19 protein-coding genes are annotated in these 17,093 nt (G+C 36.6%); 11 read left to right on the top strand and 8 right to left on the bottom strand.

Annotated elements, in window-relative coordinates; translation table 11 throughout:
* Window positions 1-54: 54 nt before the first annotated feature.
* The 4 genes from aat to ACMAYX_RS03290 are packed head-to-tail and all read right to left on the bottom strand — an operon-like array spanning window position 55 to window position 4,474.
* Complete coding sequence (aat, locus tag ACMAYX_RS03305) at window positions 55-753, bottom strand: leucyl/phenylalanyl-tRNA--protein transferase (RefSeq protein ID WP_412471539.1); 699 nt, start codon at window positions 751-753, stop codon at window positions 55-57.
* Complete coding sequence (locus ACMAYX_RS03300; RefSeq protein WP_392991567.1) at window positions 740-1,843, bottom strand: arginase family protein; 1,104 nt, start codon at window positions 1,841-1,843, stop codon at window positions 740-742. Before ACMAYX_RS03300 ends, aat begins: the two co-directional genes overlap by 14 nt.
* Before the next feature lie 16 nt (window positions 1,844-1,859).
* Window positions 1,860-2,813: an NAD(P)-dependent oxidoreductase gene (locus tag ACMAYX_RS03295; RefSeq protein WP_412471538.1), complete on the bottom strand. Its 954-nt coding sequence runs from the start codon at window positions 2,811-2,813 to the stop codon at window positions 1,860-1,862.
* 32 nt (window positions 2,814-2,845) lie between these two features.
* Window positions 2,846-4,474, bottom strand: a complete 1,629-nt coding sequence (locus ACMAYX_RS03290; protein ID WP_412469673.1) for a YiiX/YebB-like N1pC/P60 family cysteine hydrolase — start codon at window positions 4,472-4,474, stop codon at window positions 2,846-2,848.
* A gap of 162 nt (window positions 4,475-4,636) precedes the next feature.
* Here ACMAYX_RS03290 and map point away from each other — a divergent pair, with 162 nt between their 5' ends.
* Together map and ACMAYX_RS03280 are read left to right on the top strand one after the other, a co-directional pair.
* The gene (gene map / locus ACMAYX_RS03285) at window positions 4,637-5,404 is read left to right on the top strand and encodes a type I methionyl aminopeptidase (RefSeq protein WP_103217549.1); all 768 of its coding nucleotides are present in this window, start codon (window positions 4,637-4,639) and stop codon (window positions 5,402-5,404) included.
* Between the two features lie 2 nt (window positions 5,405-5,406).
* Complete coding sequence (locus tag ACMAYX_RS03280; RefSeq protein WP_103217548.1) at window positions 5,407-6,105, top strand: (2Fe-2S)-binding protein; 699 nt, start codon at window positions 5,407-5,409, stop codon at window positions 6,103-6,105.
* Here ACMAYX_RS03280 and ACMAYX_RS03275 read toward each other — a convergent pair.
* A complete protein-coding gene (locus tag ACMAYX_RS03275) occupies window positions 6,098-6,661 on the bottom strand; it encodes a hypothetical protein (RefSeq protein WP_412477728.1) in 564 nt (187 codons plus the stop codon). The two genes, ACMAYX_RS03280 and ACMAYX_RS03275, sit on opposite strands and share 8 nt — an antisense overlap.
* A gap of 118 nt (window positions 6,662-6,779) precedes the next feature.
* Here ACMAYX_RS03275 and tatC point away from each other — a divergent pair, with 118 nt between their 5' ends.
* From tatC to ACMAYX_RS03250, 5 genes are all read left to right on the top strand, one after another.
* Window positions 6,780-7,511 carry a twin-arginine translocase subunit TatC gene (tatC, locus tag ACMAYX_RS03270; protein ID WP_233189707.1) on the top strand — a complete coding sequence of 244 codons (732 nt, stop codon included), beginning with the start codon at window positions 6,780-6,782 and terminating at the stop codon, window positions 7,509-7,511.
* A gap of 16 nt (window positions 7,512-7,527) precedes the next feature.
* A complete protein-coding gene (locus ACMAYX_RS03265; RefSeq protein ID WP_392991576.1) occupies window positions 7,528-8,040 on the top strand; it encodes a DUF4149 domain-containing protein in 513 nt (170 codons plus the stop codon).
* Window positions 8,037-9,023: an ADP-glyceromanno-heptose 6-epimerase gene (gene rfaD / locus ACMAYX_RS03260; protein WP_103217544.1), complete on the top strand. Its 987-nt coding sequence runs from the start codon at window positions 8,037-8,039 to the stop codon at window positions 9,021-9,023. The genes ACMAYX_RS03265 and rfaD overlap by 4 nt, the downstream gene beginning before the upstream one ends.
* A complete protein-coding gene (locus ACMAYX_RS03255; RefSeq protein ID WP_412462730.1) occupies window positions 9,007-9,435 on the top strand; it encodes a FliG C-terminal domain-containing protein in 429 nt (142 codons plus the stop codon). Before rfaD ends, ACMAYX_RS03255 begins: the two co-directional genes overlap by 17 nt.
* A gap of 245 nt (window positions 9,436-9,680) precedes the next feature.
* The gene (locus tag ACMAYX_RS03250; RefSeq protein ID WP_103217542.1) at window positions 9,681-10,184 is read left to right on the top strand and encodes a TraR/DksA family transcriptional regulator; all 504 of its coding nucleotides are present in this window, start codon (window positions 9,681-9,683) and stop codon (window positions 10,182-10,184) included.
* Between the two features lie 70 nt (window positions 10,185-10,254).
* Here ACMAYX_RS03250 and ACMAYX_RS03245 read toward each other — a convergent pair whose 3' ends face one another.
* The 3 genes from ACMAYX_RS03245 to htpG form a co-directional block, all read right to left on the bottom strand.
* Window positions 10,255-10,647 carry a hypothetical protein gene (locus ACMAYX_RS03245; RefSeq protein WP_103217541.1) on the bottom strand — a complete coding sequence of 131 codons (393 nt, stop codon included), beginning with the start codon at window positions 10,645-10,647 and terminating at the stop codon, window positions 10,255-10,257.
* A 13-nt stretch (window positions 10,648-10,660) separates the two neighbouring features.
* Complete coding sequence (locus ACMAYX_RS03240; RefSeq protein ID WP_103217540.1) at window positions 10,661-11,089, bottom strand: hypothetical protein; 429 nt, start codon at window positions 11,087-11,089, stop codon at window positions 10,661-10,663.
* A 152-nt stretch (window positions 11,090-11,241) separates the two neighbouring features.
* Window positions 11,242-13,137, bottom strand: coding sequence for a molecular chaperone HtpG (htpG, locus tag ACMAYX_RS03235; protein WP_103217539.1), 1,896 nt, complete (start codon window positions 13,135-13,137; stop codon window positions 11,242-11,244).
* A gap of 167 nt (window positions 13,138-13,304) precedes the next feature.
* On the opposite strand from htpG, the gene ACMAYX_RS03230 reads away from it, so the two are divergent.
* From ACMAYX_RS03230 to mce, 4 genes are all read left to right on the top strand, one after another.
* Entirely contained in the window at window positions 13,305-13,838 is a 534-nt protein-coding gene (locus ACMAYX_RS03230; protein WP_412471537.1) for an asparaginase domain-containing protein, read from the top strand.
* A gap of 18 nt (window positions 13,839-13,856) precedes the next feature.
* Window positions 13,857-14,525: a hypothetical protein gene (locus ACMAYX_RS03225; protein WP_412471536.1), complete on the top strand. Its 669-nt coding sequence runs from the start codon at window positions 13,857-13,859 to the stop codon at window positions 14,523-14,525.
* A 189-nt stretch (window positions 14,526-14,714) separates the two neighbouring features.
* On the top strand, window positions 14,715-16,595 hold the full coding sequence (locus ACMAYX_RS03220; RefSeq protein WP_103217536.1) for a hypothetical protein: 1,881 nt from the start codon (window positions 14,715-14,717) through the stop codon (window positions 16,593-16,595).
* 87 nt (window positions 16,596-16,682) lie between these two features.
* Window positions 16,683-17,093 carry a methylmalonyl-CoA epimerase gene (gene mce / locus ACMAYX_RS03215; protein WP_103217535.1) on the top strand — a complete coding sequence of 137 codons (411 nt, stop codon included), beginning with the start codon at window positions 16,683-16,685 and terminating at the stop codon, window positions 17,091-17,093.

Here is a 17,093-nt window from a genome sequence, read left to right as displayed (position 1 = left end):
AGAAATAGATGGCGCCTTGCAATTTTTATCAAAAGAGTTGCTCTGTATATAAAGTTAAAAAGACTTCAGTAGGTCACGTACTAAAATTTCATTTTCTGAAAAGACAAGTGGTGTTTGTGCAAATAGCGGAGCTATTTGATTGATAAATAGACTTCGGTCTTGTTCGATTGCACCAAAGGACTTTGTAATTGGAGTCACCATTTGCGTATCTAAGAATGCAATAGTGTATTGTTTGACGACATGAAGAATTGCTAATAATGCGATCTTTGAAGCATTTGATTCCTTGTAGAACATTGATTCACCACTTAAGAAGTGTCCCATGCTTACGCCGTAGAGTCCTCCAATTAGGTCTTTTTCTTGATTCCATACCTCGACACTATAAGCAAGGTTTTGATGAAAAAGATTAAAGTAGCCTTCGACGATTTCATCAGTAATCCAAGTTCCTTCAATGGAGTCTGAGTGAATCTGCTGACAGTTTCTGATCACAGATAGAAAGTCTTTGTTAAAGGTAACAGTCCAGTCACACTTTTTTATAAACTTAATAAGAGAACGACTTATTTGAATGTCTTCAAGGCGAATAACTCCTCTTTGTGGAGGGGAAAACCAAGCTAGGGGATACTCTTGAGATATTGGCCATGGAAAGATTCCATTTTGATACGCCAATAAAAGGGAGTCATGGTGGAGATCTCCACCAATAGCTAGTAGCCCTTGCTCATCTGCGACTTCGACTGGTGGGAATTCAATTATTGGCACTAATCATGGCCTCCATCATAAGAGCACTCATTGCGGCCCCTACTTCAAGTGTTGTTCGAGAGCCTTCTTCGCTTAAGCCTACAAGTGGAGCAATTTCAACCATGTCTGCACCAGTTAGGTTAAAGGCATTAGTAAACTCTTTTATCATTATAGCACATTCGTGTGGCATCAGTCCCTCTGGTTCAGGTGTGCCTGTTGCGCTGGCAACACTTTCATCGAGGGCATCAATATCAAAGCTAATATAAATTTCTTCAATTCCTTGGGCCTTAAGTTCTGCTACTGTTTTAAGTGCTAATTCTTTTGCTCCTATTTCCTTAACGTCTTTTGCCCAATACTGATTGAGTCCAAATTCACTTTCCCAGTGTTCTTTTGATTTTCCAGTTGAACGAATGCCAAATTGATAGCAATGCTTTGGTGTTTCAAGATCATCCAGAACATGAGTTAGCCAAGAACCAAAACAATAATCAATACCAAGTCTTTCTCTTAACAGGTCAGTATGTGCATCAAAGTGAATAAGGCCTACTTTCTTTCCAAGTGATCTTCTATTGTTGATCCATGATTTTACTAGTGGAAAACTTACTGAGTGATCTCCACCGATACTGAAGATTTTTAAATCCTTATTATGTTTAAAGACTTCATCAACACTTGCTTTGGCAATACTTAGTGGAGAGACACTTAAGTTCTTTCCACCGTACAATGCATTTTGTGCACTCTTTATTGTTTCATCATTTAAGTACTTGTCATGCAGAAGGTGAGGAATAACTCTGATATCACCTAGGTCAAAACATTGCTTATAAGTATCTAAATGGTCTTCGATTAATGTGTTTCTTAAGAATAAAGGTCCCCAGTTTGCACCTCTTTGGATCCCTCCTCCACAGTCGGATGCGACACCAAGAATTGCACAACCTTTTACGTTAGAAAGTTTGTTAAGTTCATTACTCCATGCCGATCTGATTGCGGCATCTTCAGTCGTTTTATAAAGCACTTGAGTTAGCTTATCTTTTCTCTCTTTTGCTGTGTTAACTGTGAATACACCAAAGCCTGGAGGGCAAAGGTAGTCATTTAATAATGTTTCATTCTTGTCACTCATATATATTCCCTTAAATTTAAATTAAAAAATCGCCTTTAACACGAGAGCTTAGTAGTGCTGTCTTGTAAAGGTCAAGGTCTTGATCGTGTAGGTAATCACGAATCACACGCTTTTCAAACTTTATAATAGCATCGTTAATTCCCTTGTACACTCCTGCAATATGGGAACTTAGAGTTATATTAGAAAGTTGCTTAAATTGATTAAAGTCTATTGGCTCTTTCTCAAAGACGTCGATAATTGCATGAGCATCTTTATTATTACTTAGAAAGTTTATTAAGGCCTGTTGCTCAATTAATTTTCCTCTGGCCGCATTCATAATAAGAGTGTCTTTTTTTAATAAAGTAAACATCTCTTCATTAAGAATATGGTAAGAAGTCTTATTCAATGAACATGCCATGATGATGATATCTGACTTTGTCAGTTCTTCTTTTAGGTATTTGTTATTTTGCTGCTTATTTTGGTATGGATCGTAATAGCTAACTTTTACATTCAATGTTTCAAGAGCATTGCCAAGTCTTGCACCAATTGGTCCACGTCCGATGATTAGAGTTTTCTTTGTGTGCAAGAGTTCTCGATTATAGCTTCGTGCTTCATCCCATTGGCGTCTGTAAGGAATTTGTCCTTGATGATTGAGTAATGCTTGAAGGTAGAATTGCGCTACTGCATTTGCTCTAATCTCATTTCCTAAAACAATTGGGAATTTTGCTCTTTTCACAAACTCAAGTGAGAAGTTATCATAGCCCGAGTTTGGATGAATCCAGAGGACAATATTGGCGTGCTCTAGTGATTTAACAATACTCTCATTATTCGTATAGCTCGTTGAGATAACAATGACGCTTTCGCCCTCTGGGATCTCAATAGGTGTGTCCACGCACTTGATACCAAGTTGGCCTAGTGACTGCCTTTCTTTAACGCGAAAGGCCTCACCTTGATAGCTCGAAATTTCTGGTCGATAAAAGTAATAGTTCATACCCTTAATCTATCAACTTTTTCTTTGCTTTGCTAGAATCCGCTGTAAATTAAGTCTTTCTTGATCGTTTTACACTTCTTATAAGTGCGATAACGGCCATTTATCGTTGAGCGCTGATCATGATCAACAACTTTAATTAACTGACATGACTTTATCTTCTTTCTGAACATATCTCTTGATTCATCGTAGATAAAACCAAGATTATCTCCCATTTCTTTTTTAGTAATGCTAAATAGCTGATGTTTCTTATTGGCCTTAATTGAGGCAACAAATTCAATACCCGATCCTTTACGATAAGCATTTTCGATAATTTCATCTGGAGAAATAGTATTTCTTCCTAAGATATAACTTGTTGGCCATCTCTTGTGTCCATAAGCATGGTATGGAACCTCTGAGCATACGACCTTATCAAGAGTTGTGACATCGAAATTAAAATCATACTTCTTATTAAGTTGCTCTAGTGCAACCTTTGACACCATCTCTCTTGCCCACTTATTTTCTAGAATTCCTTTTTCACGAATAATTGTGATTTCATCAATTTCTAAAAAGTCTTCAAGGGAAACAAGGCGACTTCCTGGTCGAATCGACTCAACAATTGTTTTTCCTCTGCGAATATCATTATGATACTTTTTAATAAATGGTGTATTCCATAGTCCTGCTAGTTTAAGCTTTTGTTCTGTACCAAGATAAATGGCAATATGACCAAAGTGTCCTGGAATAAAAAAGTCTGTTGCAGCAAAAGGTGTTTTTTCTGCAATAATATCTAGCGGCTTTAGTACCGTCTCTAGGTAATCAAGTGCTCGTTCGTTAGCATACATATGACCATGGCGAAAACGCAGTTTTCCAACAAGGTTACCAAATAGCCCTGAGATAAAGTTTGTCGTACGATTAAAGATTTCAATAAACCAATCGCCAATACTGCTAAATTCAATTGCAGGGAGTCTCTTTCCAAGTAAATGTTTTTCGATCTCAAACTTCTCTACAAGAACAACACCTCTTGTTAGGTCAGGATTTAAAAGTTTTAGATAGTAGTAGTGATAATCAAGAAAGTTTCTAAGGTCTTCTTGTAACTCCTCATGGAATTTCTCACTCTTTGCAATTTTTGTAAATTGCTTAAGAATCTCAACTTGTTTTTCATTGTCGAGAATCTTAATAATCTCTTTCGTAACTTTTTTGATTGTTTTGATTTCATAAAAAATATTGTGAGTTACTAAGTAGAGGTTCACGTAGTTTAGTTTTGCAAGTAGGTTTGTCACTTTGATTTGTGCATACTCAAGTTCAGAATACGAGCGTTTATTAGAAAGGTCTTTTACAGTATAAAGACTCGATTTCTCCATAATGAGTGCGACTGTATTCATTAGATTACCAATGATTGATAAATCAGAACCTTTTATTGGCTTATGATCAATTGATTGTCGATAAATGAGTTTGCTATAATCGATAGTCACATTTACGAGATCACTACTTGCATTGATTAATTTTTCTAGTTCACGAATATTGTACCCAAGCTTTTGTGGGTCATAGTCAGTATCGTTTATTCTTTCTTGAATCTCATTGATTTGAGTCATTGTAGAATGGAACAACCTATTGTCTTCTTTGCTCTGGGCATGAGCGTAGAATACGTTCACAGTTAAGAGGAAAATGGCGATAATTTGTTTCATTTATTAGTCCTAATTTCTGAATTCTTTCGCGTCATTATGCCATTTTAGGTACTTAGCGTGTTGTAAATTGTAAAATTTTTAACTTTGTCTATTCTTTAGTGGGTCAAACTATGTTAAAAGGAATGTATATTTAAGTACTTAGAATAAGCGAAAGGAAAAACCATGATATCGATCAAGTCGAAACGCGAAATTGAATTAATGAGAGCAACGTCGAAATTAGCGGCTTCTACTCTTGAGTATATTGAACCATTCGTAAAGCCAGGTGTAAGCACTGAAGAGCTTAATAATCTTTGTCACGAGTATATTATTAAAAATGGTGCGTATCCTTCGCCATTAAATTATCACGGTTTTCCAAAGTCGGTATGTACTTCACTTAATGAAGTCGTTTGCCACGGAATTCCAAGTACAAAAGATGTTTTAAAAGACGGTGATATATTAAATATCGACGTGACAACATACTTAAATAAATTCCACGGTGATACTAATAAGACTTTCTTAGTTGGTAATGTTTCTGATGAAGTGAAGAAACTTGTTGATGTAACTTACCAATGTATGATGGAAGGAATTAAGCAAGTTCGTCCAGGTGGCCATATTGGTGATATCGGTGCTTCAATTATGGAGATCGCACACGATCACGGATACGGTATTGTTGAAGATTATTGTGGACATGGTATTGGACGAGAATTCCATGAAGATCCACAAGTTGTTCACGTTGGAAAAAGAGGTAAGGGCGCAGAAATGAAGCCTGGTATGACTTTTACAATTGAGCCAATGATCAACCTTGGAACAAAGGACTGTAAAGTTCTTAAAGATGGTTGGACAGTTCTGACTAGAGATAAGAAATGGTCTGCCCAATTTGAACACACAATCTTAGTTACTGAAGGTGGCTTTGAGATTCTTACTCTTAGAAGTTACGAGGTTCATCCTTAATTGTGAATACAAGCCTAATTGCACCAGATTTAAAAATTAATGATCCTTGTCGAGTTGAGCTTAGGTTTTCTAAGCTCAATGAAGTAAGAGAGTACTTTGTTGAAAGTGATGATAGTGCACTAAAAGATGTCATCATGACGATTCTTGAAAAGACGAAGAATACAAAGTCACAACTAATACTTGAAATCGAAAAAGCTCTAAGTGAAAATTCGAGTCATTCTCTTGAGCTATTTAGCTTCTTCAAAGAAGTTTTAAATTATTTCTCTCCTAATCAACTTATGGCCATTGATACGACAAATACACTTTGTCGCTGTTTTGGTGTTAGTCGCCAAGAAGTCGCAGCTTTAATTGAAAGGGGAGCAAGTGATCCTCTTACGATTACAAACCTGTCAAAGGCCGCTGGTGGCTGTGGTTCGTGCCTGGCCGATATTGTTCCGATGTTTAAATCAAATCGTGAGGAAAAGGTTATTCCCGCAGTTACCTTTAATGGTTTCAAAAAAGATAAGATTGCTGGAAAAAGACCATATCAATTTCTTTTAGAGGATATTTATCCAATGGTTGAAAAACTCGGAAAGATATCTGTCGAAGGCCTAATTGGTCACCACCTCTATGTCATTGGTGATGAACAAACTCCTGAGGCGCAAGATTTCATTAGTAAAGTCTCTTCGCTAGATTCTCAGCTTAGTGTATTCTTTATTTAGTTTGAGTTTGCTTAGGTTTTTGGCATTTCTTTAAGATAGCATCGACATTCTCTAAAGCATCATAAATCTTTAAAAGAGATTCTTTAGATCCTTTTAAAGTCTCTAAGCTTACTTCTCCTTCAAGATAGCGATAGCGAGCATAGAACTCTTTTAGGCCAGGAATATTAGACTCAAGGCAATCGGCACTACTTGCTTGGATTTGAATCTTTGCGAGATAATCCATTAGGATCTTAATCGACTTTAGACGAAACTCATTATAAGTCGACATCGAATACTTAACACCAATTCCACCGTCTTCTTCTTTGAAGTCGAAAATATTTCTTTGGCCAGTTGTCATGGCCTTAAGTAATTTAAGCGTCGGTGATTTACTCGGATCAGAACAAAACTTATTGTAGTAACCTTTAGAAAATTGCGGATTACCAACTGATGAAATCTCATTAATCATAATTTGATTTAAGTGATAGCGGGGCCCTGTCTCAAACCTTTTGGCATAGTAGCTTTCTTCTTGTCCAAGACAGAGCAAGATCGTCTTTGCCTGTGTTGGAAGAGCTATCATAAAATTAACAATAAAAATTAATAATGGGTATTTCATTCGTTCTAACTGTGTTAAATTATTAGTATTAATTTATTTTACTTTAAGTATGGATGGAAAACTAGGGTAAGTTTTGAAAGAGATGGGTTTAATTGACCATTTAGAAGAGTTACGCTCTGCACTTATAAAGATATTAATCATAATTTTGATATCTTTCGTGGCCTGCTACGCCTATGGTGACCTCATCCAGGAAGTTCTATTGAAGCCTCTGCGAGATGCTCTTGGTGATTTTGGAGGGGGAAAGGTTGTCTATCTTGGACTACTTGATAAGGTTCTTTCTCAATTTCAAGTAGCATTTTACTCAAGTGTTATTCTTTCTTGTCCTCTTTGGTTTTATCAGGTTTGGAAATTTATCTCTCCAGGTCTCTATGATCATGAAAAAAAGGCCGTTAGGCCATTTCTTATTATTGGGCTCTTCCTGTTTGCTATAGGCGTAAGCTTTGGTTACTTCATCGTTTTTCCACTAACATTTCAAACCCTCATGGGCTTTGGTGTACAAAATGTTGAAGCAACAATCGGTCTAAAAGATTACCTCGTTCTTTCAAGTAAGGTTCTTGTTTTCCTTGGCCTTATTTTTCAACTACCAAATGTACTTCTTATTTTAGGCTTTATGGGCCTAGTAACAAAGCAGTCCCTAGCTAATATGAGACGTTATGTTTATGTTGGCTTCGCTGTCGTTTCTGCTATGTTAACTCCTCCTGATGTCATTACAATGATGGGACTTTGGCTGCCGTTAGTCGTACTTTTTGAACTGGGTATTTTAGCTGTTGCGTTAATTGTTCACCCATATCTTTCTCGTCATCACATGAAATAGACGGTATGATTTCTTTATGAAATCACTACTAAAGAAACACGTATTATTAAGTTTAATTTTTGGCGTCTGCCTTTCATGGTTTTTTGCAACCGTCTTTATCGACTTCATTGCAGCTCCAAGTATTTTTAGAAATGTTAGCTCTCTAAAAGAAGCAGGAACTCTTGGTGGAATTATCTTCACATCGTTCAATATTATTGAAATGATTTTTGCTATTCTTTTGATCATCGCAGCTTTTCTTTATAAGAAAAAAGGGAAGGCTTCAATGGTGATGAAGTTTATTGCCCTAACAACACTTGTCTTGGCCATCGTTTATACAACTAAACTATCACCAGGTATTCGCGACTCTCAGATTGCAAAATCAAATTACACTCACACTGATGAAGAGTATCAGGTGTTTGAAGAGAAGCTTAGAGGTTATCATAAACTCTATGTACGACTTGATAGTTATAAACTTCTAGCTCTTCTTACAATGTGCGGAATTTCACTAACGAGTCTAATGCGTTTAGAGAGCAAAGAAGGTGAGGCGTGATCTTAGTTACAGGAGGCGCTGGATTTATTGGAAGTGTTCTTGTTGCAAAGCTTAACGAGCTCGGACGTGATGATATCATTATTGTCGACCGCTTTGATCATGATCAGAAGTGGAAGAATTTAAAAGGCGTTAAATATGCTGAATATTTTCATGCTGATGAGTTTATCGACATTCAATTAGAAGAAGTTCATAAGCAGATTTCTTGTATCTATCACATGGGTGCTTGCTCATCCACAACTGAGATGGATATGGATTATCTGATGACTAATAATGTTGGTCATTCAAAGTTCTATTTTGACCTGGCATGTGATTTAAATATTCCATATATCTATGCATCTTCTGCGGCCACTTATGGTGACGGTGAGCTTGGCTATGAAGACAAAGAGGAGGAGCTTGGAAAGCTTCGCCCTCTAAATCCTTATGGTTACTCTAAGCAATTATTTGATGAGTGGGTTCTAAATCAAACTGATCGTCCAAAACATTGGTTTGGCCTTAAATTTTTTAATGTCTATGGCCCTAACGAGTATCATAAGGAAGAGATGCGCTCTCTTGTCCATAAAGCATACGAACAGATAAATGAAGTTGGAAAGGTTAAGCTCTTTAAGTCGCACAAAGAAGGGTATGAGGATGGTAAGCAGCTTCGTGACTTTGTTTATGTTAAAGATGTTGTTAATGCCATGATTGAGCTATCTGAGAAGGAGATGGCGAAGCACTCTGGTATTTATAATATTGGAACAGGTCGAGCCGATAGCTTTCTTAATCTCGTGAATCAAACGTTCATTGCAATGGGACGTGAGCCAAACGTTGAATTTATCGATATGCCTATGCATCTTCGTAATCAATATCAATACTACACTCAAGCAGATATGGATAAGTTTAGAAGAATACTTCCAAACTTCGAATTTCGTATCGTAGATGATGGTGTAGCCGACTATGTAAAGAATCATTTAATGAAGGATAATCCATATGTCGAAAGGTTCTAAAGAGTCGGGCTTTGAAGCAATTCTTGAGGCCATCTCTTTAATGAATAAAGAAGAGAAGGAAACTCTTATTTCTAATATCACAAAGATGGACTTTGAATTAGCAGATAAATTACGTGCGAGTATGTATCGTTTAAAAGATCTGCAATTTATCACACCACAGATGATGAGCGAGTTCTTAAGAGAAGTAAAAGTTGAAAGCTTAGGAAATGCCTTAAAGCTAGAAAGGGAAGAAGACCGACAGGGGATTCTTGCAAAACTTCCTAAAAGCATCCGAGAAGATATTCTTTTCTTTATCCAGAAAAAAGTTCCAAAGTCTCAGGCCCTAGAAGCACACCAGGAAGTCATGATAATCTATTCAAAGATGATCGATGATGAACGCTTGATTATCTCTCGAGACGATAAACTCGTTTAAACTCAACTAAAATTGAGGACTGGTGCGTTCTGACGGTGCCAATACTGGCCTTAAAAAGTCAGTCTGGCCCCAAAATTCATTTTTACACCACGAATTCCATAAAATTTATCCGAATTAAGGCCTTCAAAATTGGCACGCTCATTGCTTTATAATAAGCAGAGAAAGGAATCTCTCTAAAGTTATCAGGAAGAAAACTTTAGGTAAGACGTAATGGACTACTTATTTTTAGATTGAATGGAGATACTATGAACATTGAACAAAAAGAACACTTCAAAAACTTATTCATTAATCTTAAAAATCAGCTGGTCAGTACTACAGGAAGTGTCGAGCAAGTATTAACTAACGAGACTAGCGGTGACATTATCGACCAAACTTCTAATGAGAGAGATGCTCAACTAAAGCTAAAGCTTATGGGAAGAGATAAATTTCTACTTAACAAAGTTAATCGTGCTCTAGAAAAAATTGCAAGCGGTACTTTTGGAGAGTGTGAAGAGTGTGGAGAAGAAATCTCTATCAAAAGATTACATGCTAGACCAATCGCTACTTGTTGTATCTCTTGTAAAGAAGAGCTTGAAAGAGAAGAAAATTCTCGTACATATGAAAAGAGATCACATACAAACGGAAATGCAATGAGTGCACATAATAAGAACGTAGCATTTAAACATGCAGACGGTATGGATGAAAGTACAAATGTTGTTTCAATTGAAACTTTTGCAAGAAGCTTTGATGAGAAGAATGCAGCATTTTAAAAGATAACTTAAAGCAGAGGATAGATAGAAAAAAGGCCAGTTTCGAACTGGCCTTTTTTTATTTGAAATTTTATTTTGTTAAAACAACATAAAGAAGAATGTCTGCTTCTTCATTACTTAGTTCATCTCCTGAAGAGATTTCACCAGCTTCTTCTAATTCATATCTAATTAGATCTCTAATTGAATCAAGCGTATCTTGATCATCTCTTTCAATTGCTCTTTCAACTTCTTCACGATTAAGATTGTTAATCGCTCTTGCTGTAACCTGTAGAGAAGATACACTTGCTGCAAAAGAAGTTTGAAAACCTAATGTTGCAGTCATTTCAGTATATAAACCTGCTGCATAAACCCAACCAGTTGTTACCATTGAGCTTGTGTCTAGAAAATCTCTTGTTGTTTCCAGGGCATTGGCCGGATTAGAGATTGTTAATGCCATTAGAATTGATAAAGTTAGTTTCTTCATTGCTTTCCTCAAATTATTCTTCAGATTCGTTTGGTATATATAGTGCTACATTAATAAGTTGATCAACATCTCTATCTGAAAGTTGATCAAGGCTTTCAATTTGTCCACCAGCTTTTAGGTCCTCTCTTACCATCTCTCTCAAAGAGTCGATGATATCAAGGTCATTTCTTTCAATAGCACGCTCGATTTCTTCTCTGTTATAAATTCCTAAAGATTCTTTAGTCATTTGAACTGCTTCTGACGGATTAAAAACCGCAAGTGATGCTAAAAATGTAGCATGAGTTACTGAACCTACTGCTTGAATTGCTAGTCCGATTGGCGCCACTGTGAAAGCTGTCGCAACAGATGTTGATGGCATATCTTCATTCATTAGACTTGGCATTGCTTGTGCACTATTTACAATTGTTGCAAAAGTGATCGTTGTAAGAAGTAATCTCTTCATTTCGTCATCCTCTTTTATTATTTTGTCTGGCCGACTATAAACGAAAAGAGTCTGGATAGGGCAAGTTTTGAAAATTATATAGAGCGAAAGGCCACCTTTTCTAAATATTAAGCTCTTAACTTCTTAATATCTCGAAAAGGTGGCGTGTACTTTTAGTTTATGTGATTTGATAATTCGCTAATAAGATCTTGAGAACGCTTTACGAATAGATCGCGCTCTTCTGGTTTTAGTCCTTCACTTGAGATACCCGCTAGGTCTTCAACATGCTGACAAAGTTTCTTTGCTAGGTCTTCATTCTTACCACTTGTGTGGATCTTGAATGCACTTTGAACTAGTGGATTTGTCGTATTAACGACAAGTGTTTTCTTAATAGGGAATTGGTGATCGCCACCCATTGACTGAGTCATTTGAGCAAAGCGTTTCATCGACTCATCAACTTTAAAATATGCAGGTGTTTGAGCATTTGCCATGCGGCCAATTTCAAGTCCCTTACTTGCCGGTGCTTCACCTTCTTTTTCTTCTAGTTTAATACCAAGGAATTTCGCAAACATCTCTTTAACTTTAATGTCGTTTTCAGAAGTTGCTTCACTTGCAAGTAGGTTTTCTATTTCAGAATCAACACTTACAAATTTGATTTCAACTTCTTCTTCACCCTTTTTGAATTTCTTCATTTCCGAGTGTTGGATGAAGTGTGGATCGATATGATTATCTGTCTCTAAGGCCTTAATTCCAGCTTCTTTAAGTTGAGCTAGAAGAGATTGGTTGGCCGCATCTTTTTCAAAGTAGAGAATTTTTCCGGCCATTTTCTCAGCGTAGTCAGCAGGTACTGATTCAAGGTATTCGTTTAGTGTAACAAATTGTCCTTCATTAGTTTTAAATAGTACTCGCTCACGCATTAAATCATCAAATTTCTCATCAGAAACACAACCGTATTTTACAAATAGCCCAATATCATTCCAGATGCTTTCATACTTTGCTCTATCTTTCTTATTAAGAAGTTTTAGGGCCTCTGCAACTTTCTTAACAATATAATTTGAAATCTTTCTAATATTTGGATCACCTTGTAGAGATGATCTTGATACGTTAAGTGGGATGTCATGAGAGTCAATAGCACCTTTAAGAAGTCCTAAGAACTCTGGAATAATATTTTTTACGTTATCAGAAACGAATACTTGGCGACAGTATAGACGAATATTCTTATCACCAACTGGCTTCATTGGGTTGTATTTTGGGAAGAATAAAATCCCGTTTAATGTAAATGGGTGATCAACATTTAGGTGAATCCAAAATAGGGGCTCTCCGTCCATTGGAAATAATTTACGATAGAGACCTTTGTAGTCCTCATCAGTTAATTCCTTAGGATCACGCTTCCAGATAGGTTTTGTGTCATTTACAATTGTTTCAGTATCTTCTTTATTTGCTTCATCTAATAATGCAATTTCATATGGCATAAAATCACAGTGGTTAGATAGAGTCTCATTTAGTTTCCACTTGTTTAGAAACTCTTCAGAGTCTTCAGCAATGTGAAGTGTAATCGTTGTACCAACTTCTTTTTTATCAGAGTCAGAGAAAGTGTATTCTGTATCACCTTCGCAAGACCATTTTGTTGCTGTTGAGCCTTTAGTCATTGAAAGAGAGTCAACTTCAACTTTTTTTGCAACCATAAATGCTGAATAGAAACCAAGTCCGAATTTACCGATAATATCATTATCTGATTCGCCGCCAACTTCTTCCATTTTCTTTACGAACTCTTCAGCTCCAGAAAAAGCCAGTTGAGCAATGTATTTTTCAACTTCTTCTTCGCTCATTCCAATCCCGTTATCAGTAACCGTGATTGTTTTAGCGTCTTTATTTACTTTTACAGAAATTCTTCCAGTAGGAAGCTCATCTCCCGTTTGACGTGCAAGTGTGGCGCGCTTTGTGATGGCATCACTTGCGTTGGCAATCAGCTCGCGGATGAAGATATCGTGTTCTGAATAAAGCCATTTCTTAATAATTGGAAAAATGTCGCTTGTTGCAACAGAGATTTGTCCTGTGCGATTAGTCATTGATACTCCTTCATATATAATCAAGTAGATAATTGTTCTTACGACCCAAAGATGGGAGCAAAATGATGAGCGTCAAGGGTTAAGAGTAAAAAAATTACTTAAATTCTTAAAATCATTGAAAAAATTAGGTATAAGATAGGAATTCATTTTTATAGCGAGGGAAGTACATGGAAAACCATGTTCAAGATATTCAATTAATTTCAACAGGTGGAACAATAGAGAAGTCCTATAGCGAGAGCGATGGTTCATTAAAGAATCGAGATTCTTTTATTCGCCAGACTATCATTGACCGTCTAAGGCTTCCTTATACGAAGCTTCACATAATGAATATTATCAATAAAGACTCGCTGTATTTCACTGATTATGATCGTCAGGTTTTGCTTAAGACAATAAAGGCGCAGTTGGAGAAAAATATTCCTCTAATCGTGTTGCATGGAACTGATACCATGGCAAAGTCTGCACAATTTGTTTATGACGCTCTTGACGGCGCAAAAAACTTGCAAGTTCCAATCATTTTCACTGGAGCGATGAAGCCTATGGGCTTTGTTGATAGTGATGCCTTTCAAAATGTTACAGAAAGTCTATATGCTGCTAAAATAGTAGAAGCAGGTGTGTATATTTCTTTTCACGGGCAACTTTTTAAAGTTCCTGGTGTGAGAAAGAATCATGCAAAGCGTACGTTTGAATATATTCAAGACTAACTTATAGGGAGGATGCAAATGGATATGCATCATGAAGAAGTCACTAACGAAGATAGTAAGGACCTTTCTTTTATTGATTCAATGTATGAAGCAGTAAGCGCAATGAAGGGGAATCTTCCTCATTATTTACCACTATTCTTTTTATCATTCGCATTAAAGGCTTATGGCCTAGCATATTTTAATGCTCAAGATGACATGACGGTAATTACGGTGGCCGCGGTAAATGTTTTTGGTACAATTATTCAGTCGGTTTTTATTCTTAATTTCTTCTTCTTTGCTTTCGAAAAATTACCATACCGAGTTTCAAAAGTACTGTGGGATATCCCGACTTATATGTTCTATGGCTTCTTAACTTCGATTCTTATGATTCTTGGTCTGGCCTTTTTCATTATTCCATTTTTCTATGTGACTTACTTTTATAGCTACGTGGCCATGACAGCAATTCTCTTTGATAAAGAAGGTGAGTCTAACTTTACTATTACAAAGAATAAGGTTTCATCTTTGGGCGTTATATATTTAGGATTTCTTGTTCTGACATTCATTATTGCAGGGATTGCTCAAGTCGTTACTAATTACGCGCCAGGGACGGGGATAGCGATTGAATTAATTTATATAATTTGTCTGTTATTAACTCTGATTCAAGACGTGCTAACAGGGGTTCTTGTTTCCTTGTTTAGAAAAGCCTAGATTCTTCATTATCTAATTCCAAATTGCACATATTTAAGGCAGCTGATTTACGAGTTTATTCGTAAATTCAGCTCCTTAGCGCTTTATCGGCAGATTTTTCAAGTTCGAGGTTAATATTTACTTAGGGTTAACTTAATTTTCTCTGATTTCGATAAGTAGAGTGAAGATTATTAACTTAAGGCCAAATTAATGATGAAGAATGTCTTAGTCTACCTATTCACACTTTCACTTTTTGTTTCTTGTATGGAGCAGCCACGTTCTGTGCGTGACATTGTAGAGAATCCATCTGAAGAAGTTGGAAGTGGAGATAACGGAAGTGGTGGATCATCTGGTGGAAATAATGCAACAGATGGAGATAATGAGACTATCACAAGTATTCCTAATACAACTGCCGTTGAAATTACTCAAATCATTGACCCAAATACTGGATCTTTTAAAAAGAAAGTTTCAATTCCTAAAGATTTTAGAGGGAAGCTCCACCTTACTGGTTTAAATATTTCATCCCTTAAGAATCGTGTTGTGAAAGGACGCTTCTATTTTGGACGAGAGAGAACACCAATTGTTTTAGATGGTGTTGTTGGTCAAGTTCCTGGTTCAGGGATTACTGAGTTTTCAACTATTAATGTTATTACATTTGATTTAGCAGATAAGAAGTTTAACGACATCAGACTTCTTTATGATCTATTTGACTACAATGATTATGATAATGATACGGCCGAAGATGTTGAAGGTGATGCAACTAATGCAGGTCTTTACTGTCGTGGTCTACGTTTAGAAGACGATCCAACTTTTACATCTTCTATTAGTCATCCTTACTGTAATCAAGCAGGGGATGTGTGCCTTTACTCATATGCAAAAATTAAGGATCAAACTCTTTGGTACGATGAAATCGTAAATGCTGAAACAGTTTCTAAAACAAATACACCTGTATTTGAGCAAATTGATATTGAAGGTAATCTTCTTGCAAATGAATCTTTAGAGACTAATTTATATAAGTGTCTTCCTGATAAGAAAGACTCAGCGATGTTTCAAAGCCTTTTTGGTGTGAATCATCCTGCGGCCGTAGGCACTGCTCTTGCTTTAGGTGGGGGAGCTTATGATTACCGTGGCCCATATCGTATTCATAACGAAGATGAGTGGGAAATTAAAGGTGCAGCTGTTTATCAGTCGGGAACGACTCCAAGTGCAATTTTTAAAGCACCACTTTCTGGTGCTGCAGATTTTACGAATATTGCTTCAGGAACTCAGGCATACCTGTTCCCACGTGCAGGAAAGATTAATTATCAAACAACTGGGATTCAATACTTAGGTTCTCAATCTCCATTTTCTAACCGTTCTGTTCAAACTCTAAATGCTGCTGGTGATACGTACTATATGGATGGTTGTAATATTAGAGCTAAGAATTATAACGCATCAACTGGTGAGACGGTTTCAAGTTGTAACGTAACAGGGACAATTGAGCTGTTTACAATGGAAGATGGTTTTGAAGTTCAAATTGCTGAAACAAAAGAGATTAAGCTTCAATTACTAAAGACAGGCCTTGGTGCTAAAGATGGTTATGATTTTAATTCTCTAAAGTCATGTAGTGCAAATCGTGAATGTGGTTCAGGAGAGTGTTGTTTTAATAATCGTTGTTTTTCTCGCTCAATTGTAGGGCAGTGTAGTGATGATTTTGATTCAACAGGAAATCTTCCTACTGGAAATAGTTGTAATTCAGATTTTGATTGTGCGTCACTTTGTTGTGATGGAACGACTAATACATGTCGTGATCATATTAATAATGACTTCGAACAAGTTCTTTGTTCAAAGGTTCCAAATCAAAGTTGTGTCTCGAAAGAGTTCTGTCGTATCGAATACGTTAGACAGTGTTACCTCATTCGTGTCAACGACCCGAATAATGCTCTTTCTTGTGAGAAGAGATGTTATTCAGTTCCAACTTTTGGTGATTGTGTAAACGGTCTTTGTAAGCCACCAATTACACCTCAAGAGCCAGCTACTCCAACGACTCCTGCAGACTGTTCAGGTGAGGATGTTCTGGATTCACCACCATTTAACTTGAGCGATCTTTAGTTATTAATAGTAACTTGTAAGGTTGCTCAAGCCTTCGGACTTTTCTATAATGCTTGAAAATTACTAAGTAAGAAAAGTGGAGAAATCATGTTTAATAAAGATTGTTTCCTAGATCACATTGCGATCGCAGTTGAGAATCTAGATAATGCCGAAAAAATTTATCGTGACTTAGGTTTAGAATTTAACCACCGAGAAGTGGTTGAAGATCAGCAAGTGACGACTTCTTTTGCTCATATTGATGAAAATGCTCATATTGAATTACTTGAGCCGATTGATGGTCAAGGCCCAATTGCCAAGTATCTTGAGAAAAAAGGTCCAGGGATTCACCATATGTGTTACCGCGTTCCTGATGTTGCAAAAAAGTCACAAGAGCTTAGGGACTTAGGTTATAATCTTCTCTATGAAGCGCCACGCCCTGGAGCGAATAATTGTTTAGTGAACTTTATTCATCCAAAATCAACTGGTGGAGTTCTCATCGAGATTGCTCAAAAAATGTAA

Source organism: Halobacteriovorax sp. RT-2-3, from assembly GCF_047085075.1.
In the GTDB taxonomy this organism is placed as follows: domain Bacteria; phylum Bdellovibrionota; class Bacteriovoracia; order Bacteriovoracales; family Bacteriovoracaceae; genus Halobacteriovorax_A.
Note: the sequence above shows the minus strand (reverse complement) of the source record. Positions and strands in the feature narration are given on the sequence as shown.

Coding starts and splice junctions, on each gene's coding strand:
- ACMAYX_RS03300 (WP_392991567.1), bottom strand. CDS start 1,843: ATGAGTGACAAGAATGAAACATTATTAAATGACTACCTTTGCCCTCCA.
- ACMAYX_RS03295 (WP_412471538.1), bottom strand. CDS start 2,813: ATGAACTATTACTTTTATCGACCAGAAATTTCGAGCTATCAAGGTGAG.
- ACMAYX_RS03290 (WP_412469673.1), bottom strand. CDS start 4,474: ATGAAACAAATTATCGCCATTTTCCTCTTAACTGTGAACGTATTCTAC.
- map (WP_103217549.1), top strand. CDS start 4,637: ATGATATCGATCAAGTCGAAACGCGAAATTGAATTAATGAGAGCAACG.
- ACMAYX_RS03275 (WP_412477728.1), bottom strand. CDS start 6,661: ATGATAGCTCTTCCAACACAGGCAAAGACGATCTTGCTCTGTCTTGGA.
- tatC (WP_233189707.1), top strand. CDS start 6,780: ATGGGTTTAATTGACCATTTAGAAGAGTTACGCTCTGCACTTATAAAG.
- ACMAYX_RS03265 (WP_392991576.1), top strand. CDS start 7,528: ATGAAATCACTACTAAAGAAACACGTATTATTAAGTTTAATTTTTGGC.
- ACMAYX_RS03255 (WP_412462730.1), top strand. CDS start 9,007: ATGTCGAAAGGTTCTAAAGAGTCGGGCTTTGAAGCAATTCTTGAGGCC.
- ACMAYX_RS03250 (WP_103217542.1), top strand. CDS start 9,681: ATGAACATTGAACAAAAAGAACACTTCAAAAACTTATTCATTAATCTT.
- ACMAYX_RS03245 (WP_103217541.1), bottom strand. CDS start 10,647: ATGAAGAAACTAACTTTATCAATTCTAATGGCATTAACAATCTCTAAT.
- ACMAYX_RS03240 (WP_103217540.1), bottom strand. CDS start 11,089: ATGAAGAGATTACTTCTTACAACGATCACTTTTGCAACAATTGTAAAT.
- htpG (WP_103217539.1), bottom strand. CDS start 13,137: ATGACTAATCGCACAGGACAAATCTCTGTTGCAACAAGCGACATTTTT.
- ACMAYX_RS03230 (WP_412471537.1), top strand. CDS start 13,305: ATGGAAAACCATGTTCAAGATATTCAATTAATTTCAACAGGTGGAACA.
- ACMAYX_RS03225 (WP_412471536.1), top strand. CDS start 13,857: ATGGATATGCATCATGAAGAAGTCACTAACGAAGATAGTAAGGACCTT.
- ACMAYX_RS03220 (WP_103217536.1), top strand. CDS start 14,715: ATGATGAAGAATGTCTTAGTCTACCTATTCACACTTTCACTTTTTGTT.
- mce (WP_103217535.1), top strand. CDS start 16,683: ATGTTTAATAAAGATTGTTTCCTAGATCACATTGCGATCGCAGTTGAG.